At 45.4% G+C, this 18,581-nt stretch carries 17 protein-coding genes; 14 read left to right on the top strand and 3 right to left on the bottom strand.

All coding sequences use genetic code 11. The features are described from left to right. Window positions 1–31 precede the first annotated feature (31 nt). Window positions 32–895 carry a TIGR01777 family oxidoreductase gene (locus Q1A18_RS02995; protein ID WP_299577208.1) on the top strand — a complete coding sequence of 288 codons (864 nt, stop codon included), beginning with the start codon at window positions 32–34 and terminating at the stop codon, window positions 893–895. Window positions 896–969: 74 nt separating this feature from the next. On the opposite strand, the gene pckA is transcribed toward Q1A18_RS02995, so the two are convergent. Continuing rightward, window positions 970–2,571 carry a phosphoenolpyruvate carboxykinase (ATP) gene (pckA, locus tag Q1A18_RS02990; RefSeq protein ID WP_299577206.1) on the bottom strand — a complete coding sequence of 534 codons (1,602 nt, stop codon included), beginning with the start codon at window positions 2,569–2,571 and terminating at the stop codon, window positions 970–972. Window positions 2,572–2,805: 234 nt separating this feature from the next. Next, window positions 2,806–3,705 carry a site-specific tyrosine recombinase XerD gene (gene xerD, locus Q1A18_RS02985; RefSeq protein WP_299577204.1) on the bottom strand — a complete coding sequence of 300 codons (900 nt, stop codon included), beginning with the start codon at window positions 3,703–3,705 and terminating at the stop codon, window positions 2,806–2,808. A gap of 166 nt (window positions 3,706–3,871) precedes the next feature. On the opposite strand from xerD, the gene aroQ reads away from it, so the two are divergent. From aroQ to pfkA, 6 genes are all read left to right on the top strand, one after another. Beyond that, complete coding sequence (gene aroQ / locus Q1A18_RS02980; protein WP_299577202.1) at window positions 3,872–4,285, top strand: type II 3-dehydroquinate dehydratase; 414 nt, start codon at window positions 3,872–3,874, stop codon at window positions 4,283–4,285. Window positions 4,286–4,384: 99 nt separating this feature from the next. Continuing rightward, on the top strand, window positions 4,385–5,806 hold the full coding sequence (gene pyk, locus Q1A18_RS02975) for a pyruvate kinase (RefSeq protein WP_299577200.1): 1,422 nt from the start codon (window positions 4,385–4,387) through the stop codon (window positions 5,804–5,806). Between the two features lie 228 nt (window positions 5,807–6,034). Further along, on the top strand, window positions 6,035–7,057 hold the full coding sequence (gene porQ, locus Q1A18_RS02970) for a type IX secretion system protein PorQ (RefSeq protein ID WP_299577198.1): 1,023 nt from the start codon (window positions 6,035–6,037) through the stop codon (window positions 7,055–7,057). A 116-nt stretch (window positions 7,058–7,173) separates the two neighbouring features. Then, window positions 7,174–7,881 carry a (d)CMP kinase gene (cmk, locus tag Q1A18_RS02965; protein ID WP_299577196.1) on the top strand — a complete coding sequence of 236 codons (708 nt, stop codon included), beginning with the start codon at window positions 7,174–7,176 and terminating at the stop codon, window positions 7,879–7,881. Between the two features lie 33 nt (window positions 7,882–7,914). Continuing rightward, on the top strand, window positions 7,915–8,766 hold the full coding sequence (locus Q1A18_RS02960; protein ID WP_299577194.1) for a 4-hydroxy-3-methylbut-2-enyl diphosphate reductase: 852 nt from the start codon (window positions 7,915–7,917) through the stop codon (window positions 8,764–8,766). A 189-nt stretch (window positions 8,767–8,955) separates the two neighbouring features. Continuing rightward, a complete protein-coding gene (pfkA, locus tag Q1A18_RS02955) occupies window positions 8,956–9,969 on the top strand; it encodes a 6-phosphofructokinase (RefSeq protein ID WP_299577192.1) in 1,014 nt (337 codons plus the stop codon). A 92-nt stretch (window positions 9,970–10,061) separates the two neighbouring features. On the opposite strand, the gene Q1A18_RS02950 is transcribed toward pfkA, so the two are convergent. Continuing rightward, window positions 10,062–11,381, bottom strand: a complete 1,320-nt coding sequence (locus Q1A18_RS02950; RefSeq protein ID WP_299577190.1) for a Gfo/Idh/MocA family oxidoreductase — start codon at window positions 11,379–11,381, stop codon at window positions 10,062–10,064. Window positions 11,382–11,702: 321 nt separating this feature from the next. On the opposite strand from Q1A18_RS02950, the gene Q1A18_RS02945 reads away from it, so the two are divergent. The 7 genes from Q1A18_RS02945 (at window position 11,703) to Q1A18_RS02915 (ending at window position 17,981) form a co-directional block, all read left to right on the top strand. Beyond that, entirely contained in the window at window positions 11,703–12,455 is a 753-nt protein-coding gene (locus Q1A18_RS02945) for an outer membrane lipoprotein-sorting protein (protein WP_299577189.1), read from the top strand. A gap of 65 nt (window positions 12,456–12,520) precedes the next feature. Further along, entirely contained in the window at window positions 12,521–12,889 is a 369-nt protein-coding gene (locus Q1A18_RS02940) for a four helix bundle protein (RefSeq protein WP_299577187.1), read from the top strand. A 63-nt stretch (window positions 12,890–12,952) separates the two neighbouring features. Beyond that, entirely contained in the window at window positions 12,953–14,173 is a 1,221-nt protein-coding gene (locus Q1A18_RS02935; protein ID WP_299577185.1) for an FtsX-like permease family protein, read from the top strand. 11 nt (window positions 14,174–14,184) lie between these two features. Next, complete coding sequence (locus Q1A18_RS02930) at window positions 14,185–15,402, top strand: FtsX-like permease family protein (protein WP_299577184.1); 1,218 nt, start codon at window positions 14,185–14,187, stop codon at window positions 15,400–15,402. Window positions 15,403–15,433: 31 nt separating this feature from the next. Then, window positions 15,434–16,123 carry an ABC transporter ATP-binding protein gene (locus tag Q1A18_RS02925; protein WP_299577182.1) on the top strand — a complete coding sequence of 230 codons (690 nt, stop codon included), beginning with the start codon at window positions 15,434–15,436 and terminating at the stop codon, window positions 16,121–16,123. Window positions 16,124–16,125: 2 nt separating this feature from the next. After that, window positions 16,126–16,824 (top strand): CAP domain-containing protein, encoded by a 699-nt coding sequence (locus Q1A18_RS02920; protein WP_299577180.1) that lies wholly within the window; start codon window positions 16,126–16,128, stop codon window positions 16,822–16,824. Then, on the top strand, window positions 16,821–17,981 hold the full coding sequence (locus Q1A18_RS02915) for a hypothetical protein (RefSeq protein ID WP_299577178.1): 1,161 nt from the start codon (window positions 16,821–16,823) through the stop codon (window positions 17,979–17,981). The genes Q1A18_RS02920 and Q1A18_RS02915 overlap by 4 nt, the downstream gene beginning before the upstream one ends. Window positions 17,982–18,581 lie beyond the last annotated feature (600 nt).

The following is an 18,581-nucleotide window of genomic DNA, read 5'->3' as shown; positions in this document are numbered from 1 at the left end:
CTTTAGAATGAATATTAAGATTTATACCTAGATGAAAGTAGTAGTTACAGGGGCCAACGGTTACCTCGGTCAGAACATAATGGGCGAACTGCAGCGGCAGGGCGCAACAATCAAACCCTTGAAACGGCATCTCCTATATGGCGATCCGAAGCAACTTGCCAATCATTTGGCAGGGCATGATGTGGTCATTAATCTTGCCGGAGCTCCCATTCTAAAACGCTGGACATCGAAAAATAAAACCATTATATACAACAGTCGGGTACTTACAACCAAACATCTTTGTGAAGCCATCCAACTGCTTCCAGACAGCCAGCAACCCAAAACATTTTTGTCCGCATCAGCTGTTGGCATCTACCGCAACAACATGAACCATGATGAAACCAGCTCCAAATTTGCCAACCATTTTGCTACCCGTGTGATTGACGACTGGGAAGATGCCCTGGTTGGTCTTCCCGACACCACACGACTAGTCATTTTTCGGATTGGCATTGTGCTCGGCAAACAATCGCAATTTATGAGCCGGTTATTGCCTGTTTTCAAGCTCGGGCTTGGTGGTCAGATAGCCAATGGACAACAAGCCTTACCATTTATTCACATTCAGGATTTGACGAAAGCTTTTGTTGAAGCGGCTTCTAACGAAAGCTATTTTGGGATTTACAACCTGGTTGCTCCCGAACAAATAAGCAACAAATCGTTTACGCAGGTGCTGGCTAAAAAACTCAAGCGACCGGCAGTTTTCAAGGTGCCCGCTTTCCTGCTAAAACTTTTGTTTGGCAAAGCATCAACTCTCATTCTGAACAATCCGGTTGTTTTACCCAGCCGGCTCAAAGCACAAAACTTTAACTACCAATACCCCACGCTGGACTCCTGTTTGGATGAGATTCTAAACACATAGCCTGTATCAACCAACTTTTTGAGCAAAAAAAAGCCCTGCATAAGCAGGGCTTCCATATCTTAGTTTTCGTAAGATTACAATTGAGGACCAGCAGCAACCAATGCTTTACCTTCTTCGTTATCAGTATATTTTTCGAAGTTTTTGATAAAACGGCCACCCAAGTCTTTTGCTTTTTCTTCCCATTCTTTAACATCAGCGTAAGTATCGCGTGGGTCAAGAATGTTAGAATCAACACCTGGCAATGCAGTAGGAACTTCCAGGTTGAACACAGGAACAACTTTAGTTTCTGCTTTTTCGATAGAACCATCAAGAATCGCGTTGATGATACCGCGAGTATCTTTAATAGAGATACGTTTTCCTGAACCATTCCATCCAGTGTTCACCAAGTAAGCCTCAGCTCCGTGCTCTTCCATTTTCTTAACCAGCTCAGCACCGTATTGTGTTGGGTGTAACGTCAAGAAAGCAGCACCGAAACATGCAGAGAAAGTTGGCTGAGGAGCAGTTACACCACGCTCAGTACCAGCTAATTTTGCAGTAAATCCTGAAAGGAAGTGGTATTTAGTTTGCTCAGGAGTCAGTTTTGAAACCGGAGGCAATACTCCGAAAGCGTCAGCTGAAAGGAAGATAACTTTTTTAGCGTGACCTGCTTTTGAAGGAACTGCAATATTCTCGATGTGGTTGATTGGGTAAGATACACGAGTGTTCTGAGTTACAGAACCGTCAGTGAAATCAATTTTACCATCAGCATCAACAGTTACGTTTTCTAAAAGAGCGTTACGTTTGATAGCACCAAAAATTTCTGGCTCAGCATCTTTATCCAGGTTGATTGTTTTTGCGTAACATCCACCTTCGAAGTTGAAGATACCTTGATCATCCCAACCGTGCTCATCATCACCGATCAATTGACGGCTTGAGTCAGTTGAAAGTGTAGTTTTACCAGTACCAGAAAGACCGAAGAAGATAGCAACATCACCTTCTTTACCTACGTTGGCAGAACAGTGCATTGAAGCCATACCGCGCAATGGCAAGTAGTAGTTCATCATCGCGAACATACCTTTTTTCATCTCACCACCGTACCAAGATCCACCAATAACCTGCATTCTTTCAGTCATGTTGAATACAGTGTAAACTTCTGAATTCAAGCCATGCTCTTTCCATTTTTTGTTGGTAGTTTTTGAACCGTTCATTACAACGAAATCAGGCTCTCCGTAGTTGGCCAATTCTTCTGCTGTTGGGCGCAAGAACATGTTAGTCACGAAGTGTGCCTGCCATGCTACTTCCATGATGAAACGAACTTTCAAGCGTGAATCTTCGTTTGCTCCACAGAATGTATCAACAACAAACAATCTCTTTCCAGAAAGCTGATCAGTAGTTGTTTTTTTCAGGTCAGCCCATACTTCAGGAGTAATTGGTTTGTTATCGTTAGGAGACTCTGGAGATGTCCACCACATTGTATCTTTAGTTACATCGTCTTTTACAATGTATTTGTCCTTAGGAGAACGTCCTGTGAATTCACCAGTCATTACATTAACAGCGTCAAGCTCTGTTAACTGACCTTTCTCGAATCCTTCCAAGGCCGGATTCATTTCTTCTTCAAATAACTGCTCGTAAGATGGGTTATGTACGATTTCTTTTACATCAACAATGCCGTACTTTGATAAATCTAAATTTTTCATATTCAACAATTAAAAATTAATAGTTCCAACAAAACCTATTTTTTTTCTCGGAAGACAAAAATAATTTTTTTTTCCGATGCAGTCGGGCCTATATTTTTAATTTGGAAGAAGTTCATATTTAATTAACAGAAAAAAGACAGCCTGTTTACCAACAGGCTGTCTTTGAAGATTATAAAACCCAAAAATTCACAAACTTAAAATGTTAAGAAATCATTAACAGAACCAGGTAATTTCTTAAGATCTTGGATGGAATTGGCTAATCGTTGATTTTAAATAATCACGATCTAAATGTGTGTAAATTTCCGTAGTCAAAATGGATTCGTGCCCTAGCATTTCCTGAACGGCTCTTAAGTCCGCTCCTCCGGAAATTAAATGAGTGGCAAAAGAATGACGGAAGGTGTGTGGACTGATCTTTTTATCCATCCCAACTTTTTGAGCCAGGTTTTTAATAATGGTAAAGATCATTACTCGACTCAATTTTTTACCTCTCCGGTTTAAGAATAAAACATTTTCACTCTCCGGACTAATTTTTAAGGTCTTCCGGTAACCATTCAGGTACTTGTTAATTTCAACTACCGCTTTTTCACTTACCGGTACCAAACGTTCTTTTTCTGCTTTTCCTTCTACTTTAACAAAGCCTTGTTCAAAAAACAAGTTTGTTACTTTCAGGTTTACCAGTTCAGACACCCGTAAACCACAGCTGTACAGCGTTTCCAGCATTGCTTTATTGCGCTGTCCTTCGGGCTTTTCTAAATCAACGGCATCAATAATCGTGTCAATTTCTTCCATCGTTAATACATCCGGAAGTTTACGCCCGATTTTGGGTGATTCCAAAAGCGTGGTCGGATCTCCCTGGATTTTGCCTTCGATTAACAGATACTTAAAAAACGATTTAATACCAGAGATGGTACGCGCCTGCGTACGAGGAGAAACGCCCCGGTCATTTAAGTGCTCCACAAAACTTCTTAAATGATTTAACTTGACCTTTTCCGGCGCTAGTTTCTTAAAATTTTCTTCCAAAAAAACCATCAGCTTATTAATGTCATTGACATAAGCGGCAATGGAGTTTTGTGACAATGATTTTTCCAATCTCAAGAAATTTTCAAAACCTTTTTTACTATCTTCCCATTTCATAATTAAAAGCATTTAAATTTGTTCTCTAATCAATTTTTGTAATTTTGGTTCTGTTGCTTTCAAACGTATTAATTAGTACATAGTTTCTTCCCCAAGAATACATAATTATCAATACGTCCTTCGGCTTGTTAAAGTTACTAAAATTTTAAATTAAAATACAATAAAAATGAAAATATTGTTAATCAATGGACCCAATTTAAACCTATTAGGCAAACGAGAAAAGAATATTTATGGTGATTTGTCCTTTGATGACTACTTTAAAACCCTTCAAGCTAAATACCCACAACTAGACTTAAGCTACTACCAGTCGAACATTGAAGGCGAACTGATTGATAAAATCCATGAGGTGGGTTTTGACTATGATGGAATCATCATAAATGCGGGAGCTTATACACATACATCTGTTGCCATTCGCGATGCCATCGCTGGCGTGAAAACTCCCGTAATTGAGGTACACATTTCGAACATACTCACGCGCGAAAACTTCCGCCACGAATCGTTGATCGGTCCCGTTTGTGTAGGAAGTATTATGGGATTTGGGCTTGATTCTTACCGATTGGGTATCGAAAGTCTACTCTAACGTTAATTTTTGAATCATTTAACGCTATGGTGATGCACTTTTCTTCGCTCTGAAAGAAAAAAGCCTAATTTTGCAGCCCTTAATTTTTAAATAACAGAGATGAAACACACCAAAATTGTCGCTTCAATATCAGATCGAAGGTGCGAGCCAGAATTCGTAAAAGCCTTATATCAAGCGGGGATGAATGTTGCCAGGCTGAACACTGCCCACATCACTGAGGAGACAGCTTTAATGATGGTCAACAACATCCGTTCAGTTTCTGACAAGATTGCCATTCTGATCGATACCAAAGGACCCGAAATCAGAACAAGTGCACTCGAAGACCCAATTGATGTTGCTGAAGGCGAACTGGTTGAAGTCTCAGGAATAGAACGCAAAAGTGAAAAAGGACGAACTGTTCTTACAGTGTCTTATAATGCCTTCCATACTGAAATTCCGGCAGATGGAACTATCTTGATTGATGACGGAGAATTAGAACTATCCGTTCAGGAAAAACACGATGATTACGTCTTATGTCGGGTTGAAAACCCGGGGCAGATTAAGAGTAAGAAAAGTGTAAACACACCGGGCTTTAGCGTCAACCTGCCTTCAGTCACCGAAAAAGACCGAAAATTTATTGAATTTGCAGCCAAGCATGAACTAGACTTCATTGCTCACTCCTTTGTTCGTAATAAAGAGGATGTGCTGAAAGTTCAGGAGGAACTGGACAAATACAACAGTCCGATTGAAATCATCGCCAAAATTGAGAACCTGGATGGCGTAAACAACATCAACGAAATCCTGGATCACGCCTACGGTATTATGGTTGCCCGTGGTGACTTGGGTATTGAAATTGCTGCAGAGAAAATTCCAGGCATCCAACGCCTCTTAATCAAGAAAGCCGTTCAGCGTAAAAAACCAGTAATCATTGCTACCCAAATGCTGCACAGCATGATTGAGAATCCGCGCCCAACGCGTGCTGAAGTAAGCGATGTTGCCAACGCGATCTATTCCAGAACGGATGCAGTAATGCTTAGTGGAGAAACAGCTTACGGCCAATACCCGGTTGAAGCCGTTGCTACCATGAAAAAAATTGCAAATCAGGTTGAAGGAAGCAAAGACAAGCGGAACGACATTACATTGCCAGCTGTGAACAACGAGGTGGTGGCTTATTTGTCAGAAGCAGCTATTCTTGCATCAGAAGAGCTAAACACCAAAGCCATTGTTACCAACACACTAACAGGCAAAACAGCTCGCTACCTGGCGGCTTTCCGTGGTAAAAACCCAGTATATGCCAGCTGTTACGAAATGAAGATTTTCCGTAAACTGGCCTTGTCCTATGGTGTTCGTCCAATTTTAATTGAGCCTAAAAAAGACAAATTTAAAGTTGTTCGCTCCTCATTGAAAACCCTTGAGAAAATGGGTCGCTTAACCAAAGACGACATGGTGATCTATGTTGGAGGAAGCTTTGGAATTGGTGGTGGTTCCACATTCATGGAAATCTCTACCGTTGACCGCCTGACTTATAAAGAGGCAAAATAAAAAAAGACAAAATATGCTCACAGAGGCTGTCCTAAAAAGGCAGCCTCTGTTTTTTTATACCCCTCGCTCCTTCTGCTGACAAAAGCAATCTCCGAAAAAACGGGCAACCTAGCCTTCCCTGATCAGCACCCAAAAGCTCCTAAGCTGTCGGGAAAATCGCGACAAATCATCTCCTTATCAAAATAAAAAAATATCTTTGGCATTTGAAGCACCAACCAGCCCTGAGGGATGAAAACCAAACAACTCATTTTGCTTGCTCTTATTTTTGCCACACTGCAAGTTCGTGCCCAAATTGGGGGCGAAAATACCTATGAGTTTCTCAACCTTCCCAACTCGGCCCGCATGGCAGCACTTGGAGGTAACCAAATTGCCATCAACGACTCCACCGACCTGAATGTTGCCTACAACAATCCATCGCTGCTCCATGCTGAAATGGACAATAAACTATTGCTCAACTACATCAATTACTTTGACGATATTCAATTTGGCTACGCCTCGTATGCGAAAAACTACGGACAAGCAGGCGTATTTGCTTTGGGCATGCATTACATCAATTACGGCAAATTTGTGTATGCCGATGAATTTGGAGAGCGAGGCGGAACATTTAAAGCTGCGGAATATGCGCTGAATATTCTCTGGTCAAAATCCTTTAACCGGCTGCGGGTTGGAGCCACACTAAAACCCATTTTATCTTCTTTCGAGGCTTACCAGTCTTTCGGAGTTGCCATCGATTTGGGCGTAAGTTATGCCAGTCCCAACCGGCTAAGCAATGTTGCCCTTGTCTTTCGAAATATCGGTAGTCAGGTCACCACATATTACGATGGAGCCGAGCGCGAGTCCATTCCATTCGATATTCAACTGGGTTTTTCCAAGCGCCTTGAGCACGCTCCATTGCGCCTGTCGGCTACCCTGCAGCACCTTCAAAAATGGGAACTGGCACAACCTAAAGAGAACGATAACGGTTTTGAAAGTACCATTCAAAAAGACAGCTTTGGGAAACAGTTTATGCGGCACCTGTTATTGGGTATTGAATTGCTCCCAACAGAAAACCTGACTTTAAGAGCAGGCTACAATTACCAACGCCGGCAAGAGCTCATCTTTAACGACAAAGCCTCGACTGTTGGTTTTTCATGGGGCTTCGGATTTAAAATCAACCGGTTTCACTTCAATTACGGGTCTGCCCGCTACCACCTGGCAGCCAGCAGCAACCACATTTCCGTGGCCATTAATTTGAATGAAAACTTTCATTAAAAAACGACAGGTCTGACTTTTTCTACTTCCTCCTCCCACAAACAAACCGTATTGGTTTAGTGATTTGTTTCCTTCAATTTTCCGGAACTTCCATAGAAAACAATATATTTGCGACAATGAATCAGACTGACAGCAAAAAAATTGTGATTGCCATTGACGGACACTCATCATGTGGCAAAAGCACGGTGGCCAAACAACTGGCCAAACAGTTGGGCTACCTTTACCTGGACAGCGGTGCCATGTACCGCGCAGTAACTTTGTTTGCATTACGCAACCAACTGGCCAAAAACGGGACTGTGGATGAGCAGGGCCTGATTGACCGTTTGGAGAAAATTAAAATTGAGTTTCACTGGAACGAAGCCACCCGGCAAAACGAGACCTACCTGAATGGGGAGAATGTAGAAGAAGAAATTCGACAGCTTCCGGTTGCAAACCATGTAAGCCCGGTTGCCACCATCAAAGAAGTGCGTCAGGCCATGGTCAAGCAACAACAGGAGCTGGGCAAAAACAAAGGCATTGTTATGGATGGGCGGGACATCGGCACAGTGGTTTTCCCTCAGGCTGAATTGAAAATTTTCATGACTGCCAGCCCTGAAGTCCGGGCACAACGACGATACGATGAACTAACTGCCAAAGGGCAGCAGGTGCAGCTGGACGAAATTCTGAAAAATGTGGAAGACCGTGACCGGATTGATTCAGGCCGGAAGGAAAGCCCGCTAATGCGCGCTGACGATGCCTTGATTTTGGACAACAGTTACCTCAACCGTGAAGAACAACTGAAATGGGCGGTGGAAAGAGCCAAAGAGCGTATTGAAAACTGCTAGCTGAATGACCAAGCGACAACAGAGAATTTTACCGTGAAAGTAGAGATCGATCATAAATCAGGCTTTTGCTTTGGCGTGGTCAATGCCATCAAAAAAGCAGAAGAAACCCTTGACAAGGGAGGTATGCTCTTTTGTCTGGGCGATATTGTGCACAATGGCATGGAGATCAAAAGACTGGAGTCCATTGGGCTAATAACGATTGATCGCGAGAAATACTTCACCTTGAAAAACTGCCAGGTCTTGCTTCGCGCACATGGCGAACCCCCTGAAACCTACACTTACGCCAAAGCCAACAACATTGAGCTGATTGATGCCACTTGCCCTGTGGTACTTAAACTTCAGCAGCGGGTAAAAGAAGCCTTTCAGGAAATGGAACAAAAAGACGGGCAAGTTATCATCTTTGGAAAAAAGGGACATGCCGAAGTCATTGGTCTTAACGGGCAAACCAACAACCAGTCCATCATTGTTGAACACGAAGACGACTTAGCAAAAATCAACAGCAACAAGCCGGCCTACCTGTTTGCGCAAACAACAAAACCGGTGGATGAATTTTACGAGCTTGCCCAAAAGATTGAATCCCGATCAACCGGAGAGCTTGTGGTGAAAGACACCATCTGCCGGCAGGTAGCCAACCGCGTGCCCCGCATGAAGGAGTTTGCCGCTCAGCATGACATCCTGATTTTTGTAGGCGGCAAAAAAAGCTCAAACGCGAAGTTTCTGTTCGAAGTTTGTCTGAAAGTAAATCCCAACAGCCATTTTGTTTCATCACCAGATGAACTTGATTCGGGCTGGTTTGAAGGGAAAAAGTCGGCGGGCATTTGCGGAGCAACCTCTACCCCGCAGTGGCTGATGGAAGAAGTAGCCGAACTGGTGAAAAGCTATTAATTGCAAGCAACTGAATCCTCTCTCTGAAACTCACACCCTTTGGGCTTAAAATTCCCGAAATTTGAATCTCTCATAACCTGGATTTCGAAAACGCCCCAAGGCAGGGTACCCGTTATAATTTCCTCGAAATAATTGCTAATCGCCCCGTGAATGGCTAATTTGCAAGGTCAATATAAATCGAAGTATTCCATGACAAAATCAGAAAAAACCAACATCAGACAATCACGGGAGCTTAAAAAAATCGGCATTATAACATCCGGAGGTGATGCTCCCGGGATGAATGCGGCCATACGCGCCGTAACACGAGCTGCCATTTACAATAAATTAGAAGTGGTTGGAATTAACCATGGTTATAAAGGAATGGTTGACGCCGATTTTCGACCGCTTAGTTCGCGCGATGTCAGCGGTATTCTTCAGCAAGGAGGAACGATTTTAAAAACGGCCCGATGCGCAGAGTTTCGGACCAAAGAGGGACGCGAAAAAGCTTATCAAAATTTGCAAAAAGCCGAAATCGACGCCTTGGTCGTTATTGGTGGCGATGGTTCGTTTACCGGAGCTCTTATTTTCTCCAAGGAATTCAACATCCCCATTGTTGGGATTCCGGGAACGATTGACAACGACATCTATGGCACGGAGTACACCATTGGCTACGATACGGCCCTTAACACGGTTGTTCAGGCAGTCGATAAAATTAAGGATACCGCTGCCTCGCATGGTCGCATTTTCTTTATTGAAGTGATGGGGCGGGAAGCAGGTCTGCTGGCTCTGAACAGCGGGATTGCCATTGGCGCTGAAGTCATTCTGATTCCGGAGTCAACCAAAGACAAAGAGGTATTTGAACGCTACATCAGCAAGGGCTACAAGCGTAAAAAAACAAGCGGCATTGTTGTTATTGCTGAAGGCGACAAAATGGGCGGCGCAATCAAACTGGCGGAAAAAGCCCAACAGGAAAATCCGGATCTGGAAATCCGCGTCTCCATTTTGGGGCACATGCAGCGCGGCGGAAGTCCGACAGCTAAAGACCGGATTGTTGCCACCCGAATTGGGATTGCAGCCATTGAGGCCCTGCTTGACGATCAGCAAAGCATTATGATCGGGCTAAGGAACAACCGGATTACGCATGTTCCCTTTAGCAAAGCAGTTAGGCTGAAAAACAGCATTGATACCGATTTATTGAACATGCAAGAAATCATCAACATTTAACCGGCTTCGAAGACCAAACCAGGAAGCTTGGTTTAAGCTCATAAAAAAGCCCGGAATTTGAAATCTCCGGGCTTTGTATTTGAATATTATTGTTATACTTTGGGCAGTGTCCAGAGCGAACGGTAATGGGCTTTAACCAGTTCGTTCGCTTCATCGTCATTAATAAACTGCTGTGCATCGGGGTTCCAGTTTACTTTGCGTCCCAGGCGATAAGAGATATTCCCCAGGTGAGCAAAGCGGGCAATGTGCGCCCCGGTTTCAATATCGCAATTGGGCTTGTTGCCCGTGCGAATACAATCCAAAAAGTTTTTCACATGCAAATCCAGGCCATCTCCTTGGGCGTTTTGCAACTTCACTCCATCATAACCTTCCTTCTTACTGGTGCTTTTGGTTTCTGCAATCACTTCCCAGCCACTACGGTCAATCACCAAGGTTCCGTATTCGCCAACAAAAGCAACGCCATGTCCGCGGCCTCCGTAATTGGCACCGTAAATACCAATGGTGTGGTCCCACACCAAGCCAAAATCGCCAAAGTCATATACCGTCGTCATGGTGTCGGGTGTTTGCATAGCATCATCCGGGAAGGCATATTTTCCGCCCACTGCCATAATTGATTTCGGCACATACTGATTCATCCCAAACAAGGCAAAATCAAGCAGGTGTACGCCCCAATCGGTCATCACCCCACCAGCATAGTCCCAGTACCAACGGAAAGAGGCATGAAACCGGTTTTTATTGAACGGACGTTTCGGAGCAGGTCCCAACCACATGTCGTAGTCAACACCTTCCGGAGCTTCCGAGTCGGGCACTACCGGAATGGAGCGTTTCCAGCCCACATTGGACCACGAACGTACGGAGCGCACCCGTCCAATGTTTCCGCCTTGTACATAGTTTACCGCATCGTTCCAGTGCTGGTGGCTACGTTGCCACTGCCCTACCTGTACCACGTTACCATAGCGTTTTTGTGCGGCTACCATCACGTTGCATTCCTCAATGGTCGTTCCAATGGGTTTTTCAACATACACATGTTTTCCCGCCTCCGAAGCATAAACCATGGGCAAGCAATGCCAATGATCAGGTGTTCCCACAATCACAGCATCAATATCCTTGTTATCAATCAGCTGCCGAAAGTCGTTGTATAAAATCGGACGTTTGCCGGTCATTTTCTCCACATCTTCGCCCCGCTTATCCAGCACACGCTGATCCACATCACAAAGAGCCAGGCATTCCACTTCCTTGTTTTTCAGGAATGATTGCAGGTTGTTAAAACCCATTCCACGGCAGCCAATCAGCCCCACCGTAATTTTTTCATTGGGCGAAGCACATCCGGCATTCATAATCGTAGGCAATGCAGCTATTCCGGCAGTAACAACAGCCGACTGTTTGATAAAGGTTCTTCGGGTATCGTTCATCACGTTGTGTTTAATTAATTTTATTTGGTAGTTCCTGTAAAGATAATTGAAATAAGTAAAATGCGAATTCGATTGCACAAATTCCTTATTTTTCATGGAAAGAGTTATCCTGCAAAAAAAATCAGGCGGTTCATTAAGCCGCTTATAACCAATTACCCAATACCGCAGGCAATTTCATGGCCATTAAGTTGCAAAATAAGCCACACTGTTTTAACTTAACACAATGGTTATAACCAAAAACCGAATCAAGCAAGCGAATGGATAAATTGCAAAACTTGTTTGCCTGACCGGTCAACGAAACCATTCACTAAAAATGCTTTCATGAAAAAATTAACAACCTACTTCGTCCTGTTTATCCTGACCCTGTCAACCACTGCCCAATCGGTCGATATCAAAGAGATCGTTCGCAAAGCCGACCAAAAACTACGCGGCAACTCCAGCATTGGCGAGTTTACCATGACCATTCAACGCCCGGCGTGGGAACGAACCATTTCGATGAAAAACTGGACGTTGGGCTCCGACTATTCTTTGATTTTGATTACAGCGCCTGCCAAAGAAAAAGGACAGGTTTTTTTGAAACGTGAAAACGAAATGTGGAACTGGGTTCCCAGCATTGACCGGATGATTAAAATACCGCCATCAATGATGATGCAATCCTGGATGGGTTCCGACTTTACCAACGACGATTTGGTGAAGGAATCATCGCTGGTGAAAGATTATAAACACCAGCTGATAGGCGAAGAAAACCTTGAAGGCTATGCATGCTATAAAATAGAACTGATTCCACATGAAGAAGCAGCCGTTGTGTGGGGCAAAATTTACATGTGGGTCAGCCAGGAAGAGCTGCTGTGGTTGAAAGCCGAATTTTACGACGAAGATAATTTTTTGGTCAACACCGAAATTTTAAGTGATATCAGGCAAATGGATGACCGGATTATTCCAACGCATCTGGAAATGATTCCGGCCGAAAAAGAAGGACACAAAACCATCATGACCTTTGACCAGATCGATTTTGATGTTGATTTGAAGGCATCTTTTTTCTCCATTCAGAATATGAAAAGAATAAGAAATTGAGGGATGGAAGGATTGATGGACAGAAGGGTGCAGAGATGGAACGTTCGAACAAAAAACAACTAGGAATGGCAACCTCAGAGCAAATAGAATATCGAATGGAGATGAAAGAGCGGTTGAGAACATTCGTCCTCAATCTTCTGGAATTAACAACGCAAATCCCATATTCTCAAGAGACGAAAATTATCAAAGATCAGTTAATCCGATCAGGAAGTTCAATTTACGCCAACTACCGAGCAGCCTGCAGAGCCCGTTCAAAAAATGAATTCTACAGTAAACTGTGCATTGTCGTAGAGGAAGCCGATGAAACGGAAATGTGGCTTGATCTTTTGATTCTTTCAGAATTGAGCAACAACAAGCAAACAAAGGCCCTGCATAACGAAAGTCTTGAACTGCTAAAGATCATGGCAAAAGCCCGAAAAAATTCAAACCAATAAACGATGAAACCAACCCATCAATCCTTCAATCCTCCAATCCTTCAATCCTTCAATCCGTAACTTATGTCCACTAACCTAAAAATAGCATGGCGCAACCTTTGGCGCAACAAACGGCGAACCCTGATTACCGTGGCCTCCATCTTTTTTGGCGTACTGCTTTCGGCCTACATGACCAGCATGCAGGAAGGTTCGTACGAAAAAATGGTTGACATGGTCGTAAAGTATTACTCGGGGTCCATGCAGGTACACCACGAAAACTACTGGGAAAGCAAAAGCATCAACGACACTTTTGAAGACAACGACTCCCTCCGGCAAAAAATCTTAGCCCACAACGAAGTGGACTTTCTTATTCCGAGGCTGGAATCCTTCGCACTGGCTTCCTCGCGCGAACTAACCAAGGGCGTTTTGGTTTTAGGAATTGAACCGGAACCGGAAAACCGCCTGACCTCGCTAAAAAGCAATGTTCGCTCAGGCACCTACCTGGATGAAAAAGACCAGGGACTGCTGATTGGCGAAGGGCTGGCAAACTATCTCCGTCTGGGTGTGAACGACACGCTGGTACTTATCAGTCAAGGGTACCACGGCATCAGTGCCGCCGGGAAATACCCCATTCGCGGCATCATCAAACATGCCTCACCAGAGCTGAATAAAATGATTGTTTACATGACACTTCCCGTTTGTCAGGATTTCTTTTCGGCACCCAACCGACTAAGCTCCCTGGTGGTTAACATCAAGGACAACGACCTGCTTCAGCGGAGCCTGAAGAAACTACGGGCCGATCTCACCTCACCTTATTCCATTATGAGCTGGCAGGAGATGTCGCCCGAAATGGTGCAACAAATTGAAAGCGACCGGGCAGGTGGCATCATCATGAAAGCAGTGCTTTACATTGTCATAGGCTTTGGCATTCTGGGCACCATTATGATGATGATTGCTGAACGCAGACGGGAGTTTGGCGTGATGGTTGCCATTGGCATGCAACGCTATAAACTGGCCACCATCCTTTTCTACGAAACGGTTTTTATCGGCATGATTGGCGCCCTGTCAGGCTTACTGGTCAGCATTCCGCTACTCAGTTTCCAGGCGCAAAACCCCATTCCTCTAACCGGACAAGCAGCCCAACTGATGGAAGACTACGGCTTTGAACCGTATATGTTCTTTTCCCTGGCCCCTTCGGTGTTCTGGCACCAGGCACTCACCGTATTCCTGATCACGCTGCTCATTGCCTTCTACCCCATTTTTTCGGCCAACCGAATGAAATTAATTAACGCACTACACGCTTAAACCCACCCGATATGATTACTTCTGTTGCATGGCGAAATATTTGGCGAAACCCGGTTCGGTCAGGCATTATCATCACGGCCATTTCAATTGGCATGTTTGCCGGCGTGTTTAGTGCTACCTTCACAAAAGGCTGGATGAACCAGCGGCTGGAAGCCGGCGTGGAGACAGAAACCTCACACATCCAGCTGCATGAGCCGACCTATCGCGAAAATTATGAGATCAACCAATTCATCCGGCAGGGAGTTCAGCTGGCTGACCAGCTTTCAGCGCTCCCTGAAGTTGATGGAGTCAGTCCGCGGGTAACCATTCAATCCATGATTGCTTCGGCCGAAACCGGCACCGGCGTTAAAATTATGGGCATCATTCCTGAAAAAGAGAAGCAGGTGACTAAATTAAGCCAGTTTGTTACTGAAGGGGACTATTTTGAAAGCATCAGCCGAAACCCAATCATCATCGGAAAAAAACTGGCCGAAAAACTCAAAATCAAGTTAAAATCCAAAGTGGTTATCACACTTCAGGATGCCGATGGAAACATTACCGGCGGAGCGTTCCGGGTATGTGGTATTTTTGATTTGACCAACAGCATGTTTGAAGAGGCCAATGTCTTTGTCCGGTACAACGATCTGGCCCGCTTAGGCATGCTTCCCGAAGGAGTGGCGCACGAAATCATTGTTCACCTTAACGATCAGAAAAAGCTGGAGTCCGTCACCCAAGAGCTTCGAGCCAAATACCCTGAATTGGAAGTCATGAACTGGAAAGAGCTCACCCCTGAACTCGGCTACCTCAATGAAATTGGCAATTTATACACCTACATCTTTGTCATCATCATCCTGCTTTCCCTGGGATTCGGCATTATTAATACCATGTTGATGGTGGTGATGGAACGCGTGAAAGAGCTTGGCATGCTCATGGCTATCGGCATGGGCCGGCTTCGGGTGTTCCTGATGCTTATGCTTGAAACCACCCTGCTCACGCTTACCGGTGGCCTCATTGGAATCGTCCTGGGGCTGGGAGCTTCTTTTGCCCTTCAGGAAAAAGGCATCAACCTGTCGAACTGGGCACAGGGGCTGGAAGATTTTGGCTATTCGGCCATCATTTACCCGGTGGTTGAAACTCAAATGGTGCTGGTCATTATCCTGCTGGTCATTCTCACCGGAATTATTGCCTCGGTGTACCCGGCCCGCAAAGCACTGAAATACAATCCGGCCGAAGCCATCAGAACAGAATAATTCAAGAACCAACTTTTAAAACCATCCAACGATGACAATTATAAGCATCAATAACCTGTTTAAAACCTACAAAGATTCAGAAATCGAGGTACACGCGGTCAATGGCATTGACTTATCCATTGATGAAGGAGAGTTTACCGCCATTGTTGGCCCTTCCGGCTCGGGCAAAACCACCCTGCTCAACATGCTTGGCGGACTGGACCAACCAAGTTCAGGAACCATTCGCATTGATCAAACCGAACTGGCCCAGCTCAAATCGTCACAACTCATTGATTTCAGAATGAAAAACATAGGTTTTGTCTTCCAGTCCTACAACCTGATTCCGGTACTGACAGCCAAAGAAAATGTGGAGTTTGTTATGCACCTGCAAGGAAGGCCCAAAAAAGAACGGGAGGAGCGCACCATGCAACTGCTGGAAGCTGTCGGGCTAAAAGGACGCGAAAACAGCCGGCCGGCCAAGCTTTCCGGCGGACAGCAACAGCGGGTAGCTGTGGCCCGGGCCTTGGCTTCGAAACCCCGGTTTGTGCTGGCCGATGAACCCACCGCCAACCTCGATTCAAAATCAACCGAAAATCTGCTCAATATCATGGAAGAGCTGAATAGGCAAGAAAAAATAACCTTTATCTTTAGCACGCACGACCAGCGCGTGGTCAACAAAGCCCATCGGGTTATTACCCTTGAAGATGGAAAAATAATTAATGACAATCGTAAAAACAGCTAATTATGCAGGCAATCTTAAACCTCATGCTCATTCTTTTCGGAGTTTTAGTCTCCACCTCAAACAACCACGAACCAGCCAACACGCCCCAGGATGACTCGTGGCCTGAAAGCATCAATACCGTCGAGCAAGCCTTTTACCTGGATACTTACGAAAAAGCAATTGTACTGGAATTGAACAAGGTTCGCAACAACCCGGCCCGCTATGCGGCCGACTACCTCGAACCGTTAAAAGCGGCCTACAACAACAAGGTGCTCACCTTCCCCGGCGAGGCGCCTTTGCAAACCCGCGAGGGAGTTGCCGCCCTGGAAGAAGCCATTCAGGCCTTGAAAACAGCAGCTCCGGTTCCGCCACTGGAACCTTCGCGCAGCTTAACCTCCGCCGCTGAATTGCTGGTCAAAGATCAAAAGTCTTATGGCGGAACCGGCCACCTGACCAAAAGTGGCTGGACGCCTCAGGTTCGGGTCAAACGCTTTGGCACCTACACTTCGCGACTGGCCGAAAATCTGGTGTACGGCTACACCAATGCCCAATACGCGATCATTTCGCTGTTAATTGACGACGGCGTGGCTAACCGCGGACACCGTGCCAACATTCTGGATGCCGGTTTTACCACCGTTGGCGTGGCAGCAGATAAGCATCCGACCTACAACTATTTTTGCACCATTGAATTTACTGATGGCTTTACAGCAACCGGACGATGAAACGTTTTTACCTGCTCCTGCTCCTGGCTGTTCCTTTGCTGGCAGAGGCCCAGCAAGCGGTTAGCCTGACCGGGTATGCCAAGGAGCTGTTCATGTATTACAAACCCGACCAGGAGCTGCCGGGCATTGGCTCCGATGCCTTGGTGGCCAACACCTTTCACAACCGACTGAATTTTAAATGGTACGCGTCCACCCAACTGACAGCCGTGGTGGAAATGCGCAACCGCATCCTGTTTGGAAACCTCGTGAAGCAATACCCTGCCTACCAGTCGGTGGTTGATGTGGATAATGGCTACCTGGATTTATCCTTTGTGCCATTCGAAGGAAAAGGCTGGTTCATGCACAGCTTCTTCGACCGGGCTTACCTCGACTGGGTTTCGGGCAACTGGCAAATCCGGCTGGGACGCCAGCGAATCAACTGGGGTGTCAACCTGGTGTGGAATCCAAACGACGTTTTCAACTCCTTTTCCTATTTCGATTTCGACTACGAAGAGCGCCCCGGAACCGATGCCTTGCGCATTCAATACTATACCGGAATGACCTCTTCGGCTGAACTGGTTTACCAATTGGGAGAAAATGCAAACGACATGGCCCTGGCCGGACTGTACCGATTTTCACAATGGGATTACGATTTTCAGTTTATCGGCGGATGGGTTGGTACCGACTACATGCTGGGCGCCGGCTGGGCTGGCGATATTAAAGGTGCCGGTTTTCGCGGAGAGATCACCCATTTCAAGCCACGACAAGAAGACTCCGGGTCTGAAACCGCAACGGTGGCCTCCATTTCGGCCGACTATACTTTTCCTGGCTCCCTCTATATTCACTCCGGCATTCTGTACAATAGCCATGGCACCACAGGCAAAGCGGGCGGATTAGACCCCTTTTTCAACAACAAACTTTCCGCCAAATACCTTTCGCTGGCTCGTTATTCCTTGTTCGGGCAGTGTTCCTATCCGCTTACGCCCCTGCTTTCCGTCGATCTTTCCAGCATCCTGAATCCCAGCGATGGCTCCTGGTACATTGGCCCCACAGCAAGCTATTCGCTTCAAAACAACCTGGAACTAATGGCCACCGGGCAATTGTTTTTTGGGGAAGAAGGCACCGAATTTGGTGAAATTGGTAAATTACTCTTTGCCCGCTTAAAATGGAGCTTCTGAGCTTACAGGTGAACATGGGCCCAGGTGGGAAGCTCGTAGTTGATCCCCGACTGGAGTTTGTCCGGAACCAACCCGAGTTCTGTTTTTGCCGACTCGAGTTTGCTCAGCGCTGACTTCGCCGACCCTTTTACCGACTGCAGTCACCTTTTTGATGACTTGAGTCCGTTCGAACCCGACTGCAGTCACCCCCAAGGTAAGTCGAGTCAGGTCAGAACCGACTGCAGTCACCTCAGAGGTAACTCGAGTCATGTTTGAGGTGGGGGGGGGTACCTCGGAGGTACCCCCCTGGGGTGTTAAATAGAAAATGCTCCATAAAGATTATCAACTACTTAGAATGAAAACAAAAAGATGCTTACTCGTACATACATTTTGTAAATTTTTGTAACTTAATCGGCGAAATCGAAAAAGGAAAAAACCAATGACAGTATTAACCAACGGACACCCACCGCACACAATCAGCCTATTAACCAACAAAAATACCTCCAGCTAAAGCGAATAGATCCACAAGACTGTGGATATACAAGTGTTGAACTAAACCCCGCGATGCGGGCTGGGCTTTGATTGTGCAGGAAATGGGCTTAACTTGAGTACTCATATTTA

Source organism: uncultured Sunxiuqinia sp. (assembly GCF_947495665.1).
In the GTDB taxonomy this organism is placed as follows: domain Bacteria; phylum Bacteroidota; class Bacteroidia; order Bacteroidales; family Prolixibacteraceae; genus Sunxiuqinia; species Sunxiuqinia rutila.
The sequence above is the reverse complement of the archived record's forward strand: the minus strand, read 5'-3'. Positions and strand labels throughout refer to the sequence as shown.